This window comes from Sorangium sp. So ce1504, assembly GCF_051521635.1.
Classification (GTDB): domain Bacteria; phylum Myxococcota_A; class Polyangia; order Polyangiales; family Polyangiaceae; genus Sorangium; species Sorangium cellulosum_B.
Genome location: NZ_CP150365.1, coordinates 12,560,385 through 12,575,576, shown reverse-complemented (window position 1 = coordinate 12,575,576; position 15,192 = coordinate 12,560,385). Strand labels below are relative to the sequence as shown.

Below are 15,192 nucleotides of genomic sequence, written 5' to 3'. Positions count from 1 at the left end.
GGGGCTGATCGTATGGGTACCACAAGCCGGCTGAGCTTCCTGCTGCGGTCCGGGCGGCATCGCCCTGGCTTCCTCTCCTCGCGCGCCTTCGCCTGGTCTGCGCTCGTCGCCCTCGCGGGGGCCTCGCTCGGGGCGGGCTGCGGCCGCACCGAGACGTGGGAGTACGACAGCTCGTCCGGCGCCGAGCCCCCGGCGTGCGGCGACGGCGCCTGCAACGGCGCGGAGGACTGCCGCTCCTGCGCCCCCGACTGCGGCCCGTGCCAGGGCCAGGGGTGCGGCGACGGCGCCTGCTCGGGGACGGAGACGTGCTCGAGCTGCGCGAGCGACTGCGGCCCGTGCGGGGGGTGCGGCGACGGCGCCTGCAACGGCGCAGAGGACTGCGGCAGCTGCGCCGAGGACTGCGGCCTCTGTCCGCGCTGCGGCGACGCCGCCTGCGATCCGGCGAGCGAGTCGTGCTCGACGTGCCCGGGCGACTGCGGGGTGTGTCCAAACTGCGGCGACGGCGTGTGCAGCGGCGCCGAGACGTGCGCGACGTGCGCGGGCGACTGCGGCGTCTGCCAGGGCTGCGGCGACGGCGTCTGCTCGCCGCGGGAGGACTGCCGCTCATGCGCCCCCGACTGCGGCGTCTGCGAGGCCTGCGGCAACGGCGTGTGCAACGGTGGGATCGAGAGCTGCTTCTCTTGCCCGGACGACTGCGGCGCCTGCGCCACGTGCGGCGACGGCATCTGCTCGGGGACGGAGACGTGCGCGTCCTGCCGGCGCGACTGCGGCGTGTGCTCGGTGTGCTCGAACGGCGTCTGCGAGAGCTTCGAGACCTGCGGCATCTGCCCCCAGGACTGCGGCGCGTGCGAGCCCGTGGACTGCGAGGAGGTGGTCACCTGCGCCGCCCGGTGCATCGACAGGGAGCGGATGCCGCCGGAGTTCAGCGTCGCGTGCGTCTCGAGCTGCGTCTCGCGGGGCTGCCCCAACGCTCAGTTTTTCGCCGATCAGGTCCTTTCGTGCGCCTTCAGGTCGCTCGCCGCCTGCAACGGCGACTTCGGCTGCATCCAGAGGCAGTGCGGCGTCGAGCTCTCGGCCTGCGTCCGGTCCACCTGCTGATCTCTCCCCGGGGCCGGCGCGGGCGTCCGCTTCTTTCGCCCTCGGACGCCCTCGGACGCCCTCGCCTCACGCGTCGTCGAGCAGCTCCTTGGCCGTCAGCTCGCTTGCCGCCCGCCCGTGCTCGTACTCGAGCAGGCCGAGCGAGGCGTAGCGCGGCCGCATCCGCGCGGACAAAAGGCCGATCCGCTTCAGGTTCGGGACGATCCGCCTGAACATCGTCCGGCGGAAGAACCCCATCAGGTCGCTCTGGAGCATGAGCTCGTCCCACGCGCAGCGCGTCATGCGGTGAGCGTAGAACTCGTCGTAGAACTCGTGCGCCAGGAAGCGGTTGCGCAGGAGCACCGACAGGTCGAACGCCCAGTCCTCACGCTCCCTCCGCGCCCGCTCGTCGATGCCATCGCGGTAGAACCTGCTCAGCGCGAGCACCCCGAAGTGGACGTGACGCGCCTCGTCGGTGATCACCGACCGGAGGACGTCCTTGAGGAGCGGCTCGCTCGTCACCTGTCGAATCGAGCCGAACGCGCCGAGCGCCAGGCCCTCGATCATGATCTGCATGCCGAGGAACTTCATGTCCCACCGGCCGTCGCTCATGATCGCGTCGATGACGACATAGAGGTTGTCGTTGATCTCGTAGAGCTTCTCCAGCTTCTGCGTCAGGTAGGCGTGGAACACCTCGACGTGGCGCCCCTCGTCGGCGACCTGCGTGCTCCCGTAGAGCTTCGCGTCGAGCGACGGCACGCACTCCGTGATCTGCGACGCCGCGAACAAGGCGCCCTGCTCGCCGTGCAGGAACTGGCTCAGCATCCAGGAGAGCAGCCCGTGGCGCTGCGTCGCGCGCTCCCGCTCGGAGAGCCTGCGCCAGGCGGGCAGCTTGGACGGCGGCATCCAGCTGTCGGGCAAGAGCGGCATTGCCGGGTCGAGCCAGTCGACGCTCCGCGACCAGTCGAGGTCTGTCGCAGCGTCCCACTGGGACGTCTTGGCGAGGTGGTAGAGCCTCGCCATGTCGGGGTCGTCCCGCCCGTAACTCCAGTTAAAGCTGGCCTCGTATCCAACCGAGATATCGGTCGAGACCACGCCCTTGCCCCGCCGCTGGACGAAGCCGCGGAAGGCGGGCCCGAGGAGCGAGGCGAGCACACGGACGTTACCGCTGCTCGATGCGTCGCGAAGGAGAGGGGCGGAATCGAGGAGGGTCTGGAGTGCTTGCTGGAGGCGCATGGACATGAGAGCTTTCTGGAGCGGCGAGGCGCGGGCGTGAGGTAGAGCGCCCCGCGGGCGGCCCTTATAATGGCACCTATCATCGAGCGGCAATCGCCCCTCGCTCGTTTTTACGTCGTCATATCGACTCCGGGAGCTCCCGAGTCGGCCAGGGGGTCCACGCCGAGCGCGCGCCCGTCGCCCACCTGACGTCGCGCGTCGCGGGGGCGCGGCGCGCGCATCGCTGAAGGGCCGACGCCGGCCGCGCGCCCTCCGCGTCAGAGCGCGCGGCACCGCAGCGTCGGCGCCGGCGAGGAGCAGTGCCCGGAGAGCTCGCCGATCAGCAGGAGCCCGGGCGGCCCCGCGGAGAGCTCGAGTCCGCCGATCCCGCGGACCGCCGCCTCCGTCGCGCAGAGCGCGTGCACCGCGTCGACGGGCGCCCACGCCCCGACCCGGGCCAGGTCGCCGCCGATGATCTCCGGGTGGTTCGCCGAGCGCACCACGACCTGCCCGGCGTGCAGGCACAGGTTCGTGTGCACGCGCGTGTCCGGGCCGCTCCTCAGCGCGATCTCCTCGTGGAGCGAGGCGGCGATCTCGATCACCGCCGCGCGCTCCAGCAGCGACTCCCGCAGCTCGCTGGAGAGGAGGCGCACGGCGAGGATCTCGCTGCCGGTCACGGAGACCAGCGTGAGCCCGGCGTCCCGGAGGCGCTCCTCCGCGAGGTCGAGCACGAGGCCGAGCTCCTCGGCGAGCGCGTCGTCGAGATCGTCGGCGTCGGTGCGCACCCGGAGATCGAGGTAGATCGCGATCGCGTCGGTCTGGAGCTCCGGCATGCTGCTCCGCCCCGACGTCGGCTCGCCGACCGCCTCGCGCAGCGTGTGGAGGAAGCTCTTCACCGAAGGATAGCGGTGCTCCGGCTGCTTCTCCATGCAGCGCAGCACCACCGCGTCGAGCGCGGGCGGCAGCGGGGTCCGCCGGCTCGGGCGCGGCGCGGGCTCCTCCAGGTGCTGCCGGAGCAGCTCGGTCGCGTCCGGCGAGTAGAACGGGAGCTTGCCCGTGAGGAGCCTGTGCAGCAGGACGCCGAGCGCATACACGTCCACGCGCGCGTCGAGGACGCCGCCGAGGATCTGCTCGGGCGCCATGATCGTGAGGGTGCCAGGCGCCCTCCCCGCCGTGGTGAAGCCGCTCGCCCCCTCGTCCGGCTCCATCAGCTTGGCGATCCCGAAATCGAGGAGCTTGACCGCCCGCGGGGTGCCCCGCGAGACGAAGATGTTGCTGCCCTTCACGTCGCGATGGATGATCCCGGCCGCGTGCGCCGCGTCGAGCGCCGAGCAGACCGGCTCGAGCAGCTCGAGCGCCTGCTCCGGCGAGAGCCGCCCCTCCTGCCGGAGGAGCACGTCGAGCGTCACCCCGTCGAGGTGCTCCATCATATAAAATGGCCGGCCGTCCGCGAGCTCGCCCGCGTCATGAATCTCGACGATCCCGGGGTGATTGAGCAGCCGCACCACCTCGATCTCGCGCAGGAAGCGCTTCACCATCTTCGGCGACGCGGCGAGCGTCCCGTGGAGCACCTTCATCGCCACGCGCTCGCCGGTCCGGAGGTGAATGGCCTCGTACACGGCCCCACATCCGCCCCGGGCGATGGGCGACACAACGGTGTACTCACCCGCCCGCGTGCCGCACGGCAGCTCGCCTCGGGAAAAGGACCTCTCCTCCAGTGAAAATGCCCGCGTCTCGTTATCTCGTGTCGCCAAAGCATCCATCGTCATAACCCCCCCGATGCGACTAAGGACTCACCCGAGCGAGGATTTTCTCCGCGCCAGACGGCCGGGTTGGCGCTACACGCCGCTTCGCCAAGTGGTACAGTAAATCCATCGTTATCCTTACGGTAGCCTATTCCATCTGCTAGCAGAACGGGCGCGGAGGGGGACAGATGAAGAGGCGAATCCGAGCTCTGTGCGCACACACATTTCTGTTGGCTTCATTGCCGTGCTGCGGTGGCAGCGACGGATTTCCCGCGGAGTGGGGGTCGGTCGACGAGGTCTCAAGTGCGCTCGTGAATCACAACGCGCTGAACCCGAACGCCCTCAACCCGAACGCCCTCAACCCGAACGCCCTCGACCCGATTGCGCTCGCCCCGAACAGACTCGCCTCGAACGCCCTCTCGGCGGCGGTCCGCGCCGCCATCACCCGCCCAGGGGAGCTCGGCGCGATGTCCAGGCAGCTCCTTCAATACATCGTCGGCTGCGCGCTGACCCCGTCGCAATCGTTCAGGTTCTCGTGGCGCGACGAGCGCGGCGAGCTGCGCGAGGAGGTCTACCCGGGTTACCTCGGGCTCGCGGCGAGCTGGGCCATCGCGCCGCTGAACGAGTCCCGGGAGCAGTGGGTCTCGGCCTGCGTGGCGTCGCGCGCCAACCGGGCCGGCGTCTCCGTGATGATCTCGTCGCGCGCGGCGCACCTCGCCCTCAGGCACCCGGACGCGAGCGAGGTCGAGTCGTATCCGATGGAGGAAGGCGCGTTCTGGGGCGATCTGTTCGCGACCCCGCCCCGCCTCTATGCCTGCTACAACGAATCCAACGTGGAGAGCTCTCGGGCCCTCAGCAGGGACTGCGCCGCGGGGCTCCCCGAGCCCGGAGGGGGCGTCCGGGAATGCCCGAACATTCACATCGTGGGCTCATGCGATCTCGCGTGTGACGCGCTCGGCGCGGCCGACGGCTATCGCCCGAGCTGCACCGACGATCGGGGCGAGTCGTGGCCCGCGGTGATTACGACGTTCCTGCCATGAGGCCCCCATGTTGCCCGATGCTCGTCGAGGCGGAAGCGCGGCTCGCTCCGGGGCGCCCACCGCGCGGTGCAAGGAGTGCGGCAAGCGCGTCGCGCACGCGGATCCGGGGTGTCCGGAGCACGGGCCCGTTGTGCGGCAGGCCAGCCCGGAGCCCGGCGCGCCCGGCGGCGCGGACGAGTCCAGCGGCAGCTGGCTCAGCGCGACCGCTCCGCCCAGCATCGAAGGCTACCGGGGCGTCCGGCTCGCCGGCGCAGGCGGGTTCGGGGCCGTGTTCGCGGCCGAGCCCGAGGAGGGCGGGCCGACCGTGGCGATCAAGGTCGCGCGCGCCGACCAGCCGGACGCGAGCGCGCGCCTCGTCAAGGAGATGCGGGCCCTCTACGATGTCGGGCCGCCCCACGTGCCCGCCGTCTACGGGTGCGGCCAGCTCGCCTCGGGCGCGCCGTACTTCGTCATGGAGTACCTCGACGGCCCCACGCTCGCCGACCGCCTCGTGGCGCGCGGGGTCGCCGGGCCGATGCCGGCGCGCGAGGCGTGCGCCCTCGCGCGCTCCGCGCTCCGGGCCCTCGAGGCGATCCACGCGCGCGGCTACGTGCACCGCGACGTCAAGCCGGAGAACATCTTCGTCTCCGGCGCGCCGCTCGCCGCGCGCGCCGGGGTCGGCGGGCACCGCGCCACCATCATCGATCTCGGCCTCGCCGCGGGGCACCGCGAGCCGTCGCCCCGCCTCACCGCCGGCAGCGACGCGCCCGGCACCGCCGAGTACATGGCCCCCGAGCAGTGCGACGGCCGCGACGACGTCGACGCGCGCGCGGACGTGTACGCCCTCGGCGCCGTGCTGTTCGAGCTGCTCACCGGCAAGCCGCCCTTCTGGGGACCTCCCGCCCTGGTGCGGCAGGACCACCTCAGCCGCCGCCCCCCGCGGCCCTCCCAGATCGCGCCGATCTCGCGCTCGCTCGAGGAGATCGTGCTCCGGTGCCTCGCGAAGGACAGGGGCCAGCGCTTCGCGAGCGCCGCGGCGCTCATCGCCGCCCTGGAGAGCTTCGAGCGCGGCCAGGAGCGCCGCCCCTCGCGCCTCAGGGGCCCCACCACCGATCCGCCGCCGCCGAGCGCCCGCAGCGTCGAGCGGCGCGCCGTCGCGCTCCTCTTCTTCGAGGCCGAGCTCGACGTCGTGGCCCTCCAGCGGAGGCTCAGCGCGCTGGGCGGCGAGCTCGCCCACGCCGCGGGCGGCCGCTTCGTCGCCGTCTTCGATCACGCGGACGGCGCGAGCCCGCTGCGCCGCGCGGTGCACGCCGGCCGCGAGCTCGAGCAGCAGCGCGTCCTCTCCCGCGGGCTGCTCGACCTCGCGACCGTGTCCGTCCAGCCGCGGCCCGACGGCACGCGGCGGTTCCTGAGCCCGCTCTTCCGCCGGGCGGACCGGCTCGCGGCGGGCGGCCCTCTGGGCCTCACCCTGTCGCCGGCGGCCGCGGCGGCGCTCGGCGACGACGCCTCCCAGGCCCAGGGCGACGGCCTCCCCCCGCCAGGACCGACCTCCGCCCGGCCCGGGCCGGCCGCCGCCCAGCCCGACGCCGACACCGCGTTCGACTCGAGCTCCCAGCCGCTGTTCGGCCGGAGCGACGTGCTCGACGCGCTGGTCGCGGGCGCGCGCGACGCCGTGGCGACCGCGACGCCCACCATCGCCAGCGTCATCGGCGTGGCCGGCCACGGCAAGAGCCGCCTCGCCGGCGCGCTCGCGCAGCGGCTGCGCGCGCTCGAGGGGCGCGCCGAGGTGATCGAGCTCCGGACCGGCGAGCCGGTCGCTGGCGGGGCCGATCGCGTCGTCCGGGAGATCCTGCAGCGGGCGCTCGCGCTGCCGTCGTCCCCTCCGGCGGACGGCGGCAGCGCGCTCCTCCGGCGCCGCCTCGCGGGCGCGCAGCAGGCGCGGCTCGGGGCCGCCGTGGCGCTCGCGCTCGGCTGGATCAGCGACGACCCGCTCGCCGAGGAGCGCTACCCGGAGCTCCGCGCGCTCTCCGCGGCGCCCGGCGCGCTCCGCGCCGCGCTCTCCGTGGCCGCCGGCGAGGCCCTCCGCCGGCGATCGCGCCGGACGCCGCTCTTCGTGGTGCTCGACGACGCGCACGTGGCCGACGACGCGGCGCTCGCCGCGCTCGAGTACGCGGCGCTCGCCGAGGCGCAGGCGCCGCTCTTCATCTGCGCGTTCGGGCGGCCGAGCTTCGAGAGCGCGCGCCCCTCCTTCGGCGAGCGCGCCGCGCGCCGCGAGACCTACCGGCTCGAGGCGCTCGACCGCGAGAGCGCGATCGCCCTGTGCCGGCGGCTGCTCCTGCCCGCGGAGGACGTGCCCGAGCCCGCGGTCGCGCACCTCGTCGAGCGCGCGCAGGGCGTCCCGCTCCTCCTCATCGAGCTCGTGCGCGGCCTCAAGCGGGGGGGCGTCGTGCGCCGGCACCCGCGGGGCGACGCGTGGTACCTCGCCACCGACGAGCTCGATCGGCTCCCCGACATGCCGCTCCTCGACTGGCTGGCCCTCGGCGAGATCGACGCGCTCCCGCCCGCGCTGCAGGCGCACGCGCGGCTCATCGCGCTGCTCGGCCCCGACGTCGCGGTCGCCGAGGTGGCCGGCGTGCTCCACCGGCTCGACGAGCACGGCGAGGCCGACGACCTGCCGCTCGACGCCGCGGTCGCCGTGAAGCGCCTGATCGCCGCGGGCCTCCTCGTCCAGGACCGGCGGGGCCGCATCGGCTTCCGCCACGCGCTGGTCCGCGAGGCGGTGGCCCGCGGCGCGCCCGAGCCGCTCCGCCGGCGCGTCCACCTCGCGGCCTTCAAGCTGCACCGCGACGCCGCGAGCGACGAGGCCGGCGAGCGCGACGCGCCGCACCTCAAGGACGCGCGCCTCATCCCGTTCGCGTACCACGCCGCCCAGGCGGGCCTCGGCGAGATCGCGGAGATCGCCTACCTCACCCTGGCGGAGCGCGCGCGCGCCCGGCACGCCTACCTCGACGCGGAGACGCTCTACACCCGCGCCCTGGAGCAGCCGATCGAGCCGACGGCCCCGGGCGGAGGCCCGCCCAGCCGCCGCGCGCCGGGCGGGGTGCGCCCCGACCGCGCGGCCGCGCACCGGGGCCGCGGCCTCATGCGCTACCGCCTGGGCCGCTACCACGACGCGCTCGCCGACTTCGCCAGCGCGCGGGCCATCGCGCGGGCGCGCGGCGACATCCCGGCGCAGATCGACATCCTGCTCGACGAGGCCACGGCGCTCGACTGGATGGACGAGTTCAAGAGCTCCGAGGAGCGCGTCGAGGAGGCGGGCGTGCTCGCCGACGAGATCACGCTGTCGCCGGCGCTCACCGCGCGCCTCGCGCTCGGCGCCGGGCGCACGCTCCACCGCTTCAGCCGGGAGGAAGAGGCGACCGCCGCGCTCGAGCGCGCGGCGGAGTCGGCCGCCTCGCTCGGCGACGACGGGTACGAGACGCTCGTCATCTCGCTGCTCATGCTCGGCTTCGTCCTCCAGGGGCTCGGCCGGCTCGACGACGCCGAGGACGCGCTCGGCCGCGCGATCGCGCTCTGCGAGGCGCACCACGACACGCTGCACCTCTGCGTCGTGACGAACAACCGCGCGCTCCTCTGGGCGTGCCGCGGCGACAAGGCCCGGATGATCGCCGACCTCGAGCGGGTGCTCGCGCTCGCGCGCGACCTCGGCCAGGGCGCGCTGGAGCGGGTCGGCGAGTACAACCTCGGCGAGTACCTCTACCTCATGGACGACCTCGCGGCGGCGGGGCCGCACATCGATCGCGCGCTCGAGATCGAGCGGCACCGGTTCTGCGGGGCGTGCCGGCCTGTCGCCCTGCTCCTCAAGACCCGGTTCCTCTTCTTTTGCGGCGAGCAGGCCGAGGCGCGCGCGCTGTTCGAGCAGATGCGCGAGATGCAGGAGCGCGCCCGCGCCGAGGGCCAGGCCGACGCGCTGATGGTCCCCTCGGAGGAGGTGCTCTGCGCCATGATCGATCTGGCCACGCAGGACAGGGGCGCCGCGGACGACGCAGCGTGGGACGCGCTCGTGGACCGCTCGGCGCAGAGCTCCGTGGGCCAGGAGCACATCGAGGTCCTCGAGATCCGCGCGGTGACCGCGCTGCGCCGCGGCCGGCTCGCCGCCGCGCGCGGCGCGCTCTCGGCCGCGCTCGAGGCCGCGGAGCGCATCCCGAACGTGATGGGCGACCGGCTGCGCCGCCACGCCGCCGCCATCGCCGAGCGCGAAGCGGCGGAGGCCGCCCTGGATCAGCCGACGCAGCCGGCGTAGGCAAGCCGCGCCGCCGCCCCGTGAAATGTCACTCGGCGGCGGCGAGCGCGAGGGTCTTCGCGTTGTCGGGTACGCACGTCAAGAACCGCTCCCGCCAGGCCGCGTCGCTGATCTTCGCCGCGCGGTCGAGCAGGTGCTGGCGCGCGACGGCGAGCGCCTCCGCCGCCTCGCGCGCGGCGCCCGCCGCCGCGAGCGCCTCGGCGTAGGCGAGCCGCACGAGCGACTCGCCCTCCTCGAGCGAGCCCGCCTCCTCGAGCTGCACGAACGCCTCGCGCGCGGCCGGCAGCGCCTCTTCCGGGCGGCCCTGCGCGAGCAGCGCGCGCGAGAGCACCGCCACGGCGGCGGCGCGGAGCGGAGGCGCCACCACCAGCGCCTCGACCGCGGCGCGCGCCTCGCGCTCGGCGGCCACGGGATCGCCCGACAGGAGCATGATCTTCGCCATGTACGTCAGCGTCACGCCCTCCATGCGCCGGTCGCCCTGCTGCTGGAACGTCGCGGCGGCGCGCTGCTCGAGGAGCTTCGCCTCCTCGAGCTGCCCCAGGTGGGCGATGACGTAGCCGAGGTTCTGGAGCGCGGCCGTCTCCAGGTCGTCGAGGCCCATGCGCTGCGCCGCGGCGAGCGCCGTCCGGAGCTCCGACTCGGCCACCTCGAAGTCGCCGAGCTCACCGTACAAGAAGCCCAGGTTCGAGCGCGCCGCGCAGGCGTTCCGGCGGTCGCCGGCCTGCTCGAACGCCGCGCTCGCCGCCGTGAACCCGCTCAGCGCGGCCCCGGTGTCGCCCCTCGTCTGCGCCCGGACCGCACGCGCCTGCTGGTAGAGCCCCGCCGCCTGCGGCTCGAGCCCGGCGGGCTCGCTCGCGACCGCCTCGAGCATCTGGATCAGCGCGTCGGCCGCCGCGTAGCGGCCGCCGAAGCTCAGGAACGTCGCGGCGTCGCACAGGCACATGATCCGCGCGCTGATCGCGCCCGCCGCCTCGGCCGCCCGCGTCGCCCACGCCTCGACGCGATCGAAGTGACCGAGCTTCCCCTCCGCGATGATCACCTGCCCGATGGCGCGGAACCACGGCGAGCTGCCGGTCCGGACGAGGCTCGCCGCCTCGGTGCCGCGCTGCGCGGCGAGCACCACCTCTCCCTGCCACAGGCCGATCTCGGCCTCCACGAGCCGCAGCCGTCCGAGCTCCTCGTCGGCCGCCCCGCACTGGACGCCCATCTCGGCGCGCGCGAGCGCGCTCGCCAGATCGTTCGCCTCGAGCGCCTGCTCCGCGGCCCTCCGGTACCACCGCACCGCGCGCGCCGGCTCGCCGCCGCGACGGAAGTGCTCCGCGAGCGCCATCGCGTCGGTGTGCCCGCTGCGCTCGAGCCACTCGCCGGCCAGCTTGTGGCCGAGGGCGCGGTCCGGCTCCGTGAGCATCGCGTACGCGGCCTCGCGCACGATCGCGTGGCGGAACACGTAGTCCGTCGGGATGAGCCACCCCGGCGTCGAGACCGGGGCGATGAGCTCCCGCGCCGCGAGCGCGTCGAGCCACGTCTCGGTCTCCTTCACGCGCGTCGCGCCGCCGAGCAGCGCCGCCACCGCGAGCTTCGAGAAGCGGTCGCCGAAGATGCTCGCGGCCCGCAGCACGCGCTTCGCCTCGTGCCCCTCGGCGTCGAGCCGCGCCTCGACCGTGCCCAGCACCGAGTCGGGCAGCACGTCCCCCTTGCCCGTCGCGACCGCGCGGATGAGCTCCTCCAGGTAGAACGGGTTGCCGTCGGCCCGGTCCACGACCCGGGCCACCGTCTCCGCGGGCGTGTCTTCGCCGAGCGCGCTCCGCACCATGCGCTCGCTCGCCTTGGCGGGCAGCGGCCCGAGCTTGATCGTCTGCACCTCCCGGTCGGTCCACAGCCCGGGGAACTGCTTGCTCACCTCGGGCCGGGCCAGCGCGAGCAGCATGAGCGGCAGGTCCCGGAGGTTCCGGAGCGTCTGATCGATGAGGCGCACGGTCGCCGGATCGCCGAAGTGCAGGTCCTCGAGCACGAGCAGCACCGGCTGCGCCGCGCACTCGGCGGCGAGCCAGTCCTCCCACGCCGCGCGCGTCGCGTCGGCCATGAGCATCGCGTTGTCGCGCGCCGCGCGCAGCCCGCTCGTCTCGCCGTCGGGGAACGGCGTCCGCGAGAGCTCGCCCAGGAAGGCCGCGATCCGGCTCAGCGCCTCGCCGCTCAGGTGGCGCCCTAGCCGGCGCGTCAGCTTGCGCCGCCGGGCCTCCACGGGCTCGCCCTCGCGCATCCCCGCCGCCTTGTGGATCGCATCGGCGATGAGCCCGAACGGGGACCCCGCGGCCATCGACTCGGCCCGCCCGGAGAGGATCTCCACCGACCCGAACTGGCGCCGCGCCCGGGTGAGGAACTCCAGGCGGAGCCTCGACTTCCCGGACCCCGCCGCGCCGATCACGAGCACCGCGCTCGCCAGCGACTCGCTGACGCACCCGGAGAACACGCCCTCCAGCATGGACAGCTCGCGGATGCGGCCGACCCAGACGCTCGGCTTGCCGAGGAGCACGGGGACGCTCTCGTCGGCCGCCGTCTCGGTCGCAAGGAACGGCCCGTTCTCGTCGGTCTCCACCTTGAGCCGGCCGCCGACCACGCTGGCCGTCACGTCGTCGAGCCGGACCGCCCCGGCGTGCGCGGCCCGCAGGGCGCGCACCCCCCGGTCGATGACGTCGCCCTCGATGAGCTTCGCCGACGACACCCCGCGCCCCGTGGCGACGGCGAGCGGAATGCCGGGGAACCGCGCGCGCAGCGCGAGCGCGCACCGCGCCGCCCGCTCGGCCCGGTCCACGGCGCTCCCGGCGCCGGCGAGGATCGCGATGAGCGAACCTCGCGAGATCTCCGTGATGTGGGCGCCGTAGGGCTCCACCGCCGCCCGCACCTCCGAGCGCGGCACCGCGGAGCCCGGGCCCTCGCTCGAGAGCTCCTGCAGCACGCTCGAGACGTCCGAGGCGCTGGGCACGCCGCCGGCCGCCGCGACGCTCATCTGCACGTCGTCCGGCTCGCCGGCGAGCACGAGGGACACGAGCCGCTGCTCGCTGCGCGTGAGGAAGCCATCGGGCCGCGCCGAGCGCATGGTCGCGTCGCGCGGGGAGGCCAGCGTGGCGGGCCGCGGCGAGGCCCAGGCGTCGAGCACCTCCGCGATGTGCGCGAGCTCGACCCCGACGTCGCCGCAGTCGCGCGGCCGATCCTCGGGGTTCTTCGCCATCATCCGGTCCATGAGGCGCTCCAGCGGCTCCGGGACGTCCGCGCGGACGTCGCGCAGCCGGGGCGTCTGCTGGAACAGGAGCTTGGCGAGCGCCGCCATGACGTGCGCCCCCTCGAAGGCCGGGCGGCCCGCGACGCACTCGTAGTAGACGCACGCGAGCGAGAACACGTCCGCCCGCGCGTCGAGCGCGCCCCCGCCCTCGATCTGCTCGGGCGCGATGTACCCCGGCGTCCCGAGGATGCCGCCCGTGTAGGTGAGCCGCCGCGACTCCCCGTCGGGGCGCGCGATCCCGAAGTCGACGAGCTTGAGCTGGCCGACGTCACCGGCGACGAGGAAGATGTTGCTCGGCTTGACGTCGCGGTGGATGATCCCGCGCGAGTGCGCGAAGGCGAGCGCGTCCGCCGTCCTGCGCAGCACCGCGAGGCTCTCGGCGAGCGCGAGCTGCCGACGCGCGAGGCACGCCGCCAGGTCCTCGCCCTCCAGCCACTCCATGGCGAGGTAGTGGTCCCCGGCGCTGGTTCGCCCGTGCGCGACGTACCGCACGATCCCCGGGTGGCTCAGCTCAGCGAGGATCTGCGACTCGCGCTCGAACCGCTCGACGTCGAATGCTTCGCGGCTGTGCAGGACCTTGATGGCGACCGGGCGGGCGTCGAGGCGGTCGTGCGCGCGATAGACCGTCCCCATCCCCCCTGCTGCGACCTGCTGCTCGACGACGAAGCGGCTCGCGAGGACTACGCCGGAATCCACACGGCTCGATGCTACTCGAGGAAGACGGAGACCGAAGCCTTGTAGCGGTCGGTGCCGCGCGGAAAGACGCGGGGGCCGCACGGAAGGTCGAGCGGCTCACGATCGCGGCAGTTCAAGAAGCTGCCGTCCGATCTCGGCCCATCGCACACATCCTCACATTCGCCCACGACATCGATCGGGCAGTCGTCAATCGAGGGCCCGCAGACGCGCGGGATCTGCCTCTTGCCCGGCGCGAGGCAGGCGAAGCGGCGCTGCGGCTTCTGGAAGACGTTGCCGAAGTAGGTCGCCTCCGGGATGTCGTAGCTCGCCCGCTCCCGCTTCGTGGACGAGAGCGCTTCGTGCTTTCCGCGGAGCGAGATCATGACGTGCTCGCCCCGGTAGTTCACGCGCGCGAGCAGGCACGCGGAGACCCACTCCTGGCAGTCTTCATCGCACGAGCCGCGCTTCGAGCCCCACTCGGGCGCGAGGCCGAGATCCCCCTCGAAGCTGTAGGAGACCCCATCAATCTTGACGTTGAGGCGGGCATCCTCGGGGAGAGCGCAGCTCACAATGAAGCTGAGGAGCTCCCTCGACTCTGGATCACGGAGCGCTTCCCTTGTCAGCGCGTTGGCGACCAACGCGTTGGCCGTCATCGCGTTGGCCGTCATCGCGTTGGCGACCAACGCGTTGGCCGTCATCGCGTTGGCCGTCATCGCGTTGGCCGTCATCGCGTTGTGAATCGTGACCTCCTGCTGGACCTCCGCCACCCCCTCCTCATCCCCATCGAGCTCGGCAGACGCTACACAAGCGACCTGCGAGAACGACACAGCCACGCAAGCGAGGAGAGCGAACTGGCGTGCAGATTCCATAGTACCAATCAGATCTACACCACTCCAGCTATCAAGTTCAATTATTTTATGGACATTTTTCTGGACATGTTTCTGCACACCGCCACGACACGCATCACCTAGTCAGGTGCCGGGAGTGGGATAACGCAGAGCGCAGCACTCGGGCGCACCCCGCGTCGGGGGGGAAGCGAAACAGCGCGTGGGTGGGAGATTTACGCCAGCTTCCTGGTCAGCAGCGTAGTGACCAGGTCGGGGCTCGCCTTGCCGCCGGAAGCCTTCATGACCTGACCGACGAAGAGCCCGATCCGCTTCGAATTCGCCGCGCGGAAGCGGGAAGCCTCGCCTGGATGGCCGGCGATGATCTGGTCGACGACGCGCTCCAGGGCGACCTGCCGGAGCCCTCGCTGCGCGACGATCGCCTTCGGACTACCGCCCTGCTGCATTATCTCAGCGAGGACATCTCTTGCAATCTTCCCGGAATCGTCCCGTCATCGATCAGCGCCAGGGGCTCGCCGAGCTGCGCGCCCGAGACGGGGAGGTCGCCTGTCTTCCTGTCCTTCAGCTCGCGGGCGAGCGAGTGGATGACCCAGTTGGCGGCGCCCCGGGGGTTGTCGTGCACGGCGGCCGTCTCCTCGAAGGGCCGGAGGAGGCCGTCGTCGTCGGCCAGGATCACCGCGTCATCGCCAGGTATCCCACGTGGTTCGATGAGGCGTCTGGCCTTCTCGGCTCAGGGCAACCAGCAAACCGGGACTCAAGCTCTCCAGGAAATCCCTTCCCTCTTCGACCGCGTCGGGCCGCTCGGCCGCGAAGAGCCGGTCGTGGAGCCGGACCTCGGCGGTGAGCGCATGGGCGGCCGGAACCCAGTGCGACGCTCCCTTCGGCTTGCGGCCGTCGGGCGCGTCACCGCGCTTCGTGGGGCGATCGTACGTGCAGCGGAGCTCGACGACCTCTCCTGTGGCCTCGTCTCTCACCACGTCGCGACAGGTGATGAACCCGGCGTAGCCGAGCCGCACCTGCTCAGACGGCGGGA

Annotated in this window: 8 protein-coding genes and 1 pseudogene; 3 read left to right on the top strand and 6 right to left on the bottom strand. The window is 73.2% G+C overall.

All coding sequences use genetic code 11. The features are described from left to right. The first annotated feature begins 12 nt into the window (after positions 1-12). The gene (locus WMF39_RS47340) at positions 13-1,098 is read left to right on the top strand and encodes a hypothetical protein (RefSeq protein WP_437743006.1); all 1,086 of its coding nucleotides are present in this window, start codon (positions 13-15) and stop codon (positions 1,096-1,098) included. Positions 1,099-1,164: 66 nt separating this feature from the next. Here WMF39_RS47340 and WMF39_RS47335 read toward each other — a convergent pair whose 3' ends face one another. Together WMF39_RS47335 and WMF39_RS47330 are read right to left on the bottom strand one after the other, a co-directional pair. Continuing rightward, positions 1,165-2,319, bottom strand: a complete 1,155-nt coding sequence (locus WMF39_RS47335; RefSeq protein ID WP_437743005.1) for a ferritin-like domain-containing protein — start codon at positions 2,317-2,319, stop codon at positions 1,165-1,167. A 251-nt stretch (positions 2,320-2,570) separates the two neighbouring features. Then, positions 2,571-4,055, bottom strand: a complete 1,485-nt coding sequence (locus WMF39_RS47330; RefSeq protein WP_437743004.1) for a serine/threonine protein kinase — start codon at positions 4,053-4,055, stop codon at positions 2,571-2,573. A 293-nt stretch (positions 4,056-4,348) separates the two neighbouring features. Between WMF39_RS47330 and WMF39_RS47325 the strand changes: the two genes are divergently transcribed. Further along, positions 4,349-5,077, top strand: coding sequence for a hypothetical protein (locus WMF39_RS47325; RefSeq protein ID WP_437743003.1), 729 nt, complete (start codon positions 4,349-4,351; stop codon positions 5,075-5,077). 7 nt (positions 5,078-5,084) lie between these two features. Then, a complete protein-coding gene (locus WMF39_RS47320; protein ID WP_437743002.1) occupies positions 5,085-9,359 on the top strand; it encodes a serine/threonine-protein kinase in 4,275 nt (1,424 codons plus the stop codon). Between the two features lie 28 nt (positions 9,360-9,387). On the opposite strand, the gene WMF39_RS47315 is transcribed toward WMF39_RS47320, so the two are convergent. From WMF39_RS47315 to WMF39_RS47300, 4 genes and pseudogenes are all read right to left on the bottom strand, one after another. Next, on the bottom strand, positions 9,388-13,335 hold the full coding sequence (locus tag WMF39_RS47315; RefSeq protein ID WP_437743001.1) for a serine/threonine-protein kinase: 3,948 nt from the start codon (positions 13,333-13,335) through the stop codon (positions 9,388-9,390). An 11-nt stretch (positions 13,336-13,346) separates the two neighbouring features. Beyond that, a complete protein-coding gene (locus tag WMF39_RS47310; protein WP_437743000.1) occupies positions 13,347-14,081 on the bottom strand; it encodes a hypothetical protein in 735 nt (244 codons plus the stop codon). A gap of 293 nt (positions 14,082-14,374) precedes the next feature. Further along, positions 14,375-14,781, bottom strand: a pseudogene (locus tag WMF39_RS47305) (hypothetical protein). A gap of 58 nt (positions 14,782-14,839) precedes the next feature. Further along, the gene (locus WMF39_RS47300) at positions 14,840-15,175 is read right to left on the bottom strand and encodes a hypothetical protein (RefSeq protein ID WP_437742999.1); all 336 of its coding nucleotides are present in this window, start codon (positions 15,173-15,175) and stop codon (positions 14,840-14,842) included. Between the last annotated feature and the right edge of the window lie 17 nt (positions 15,176-15,192).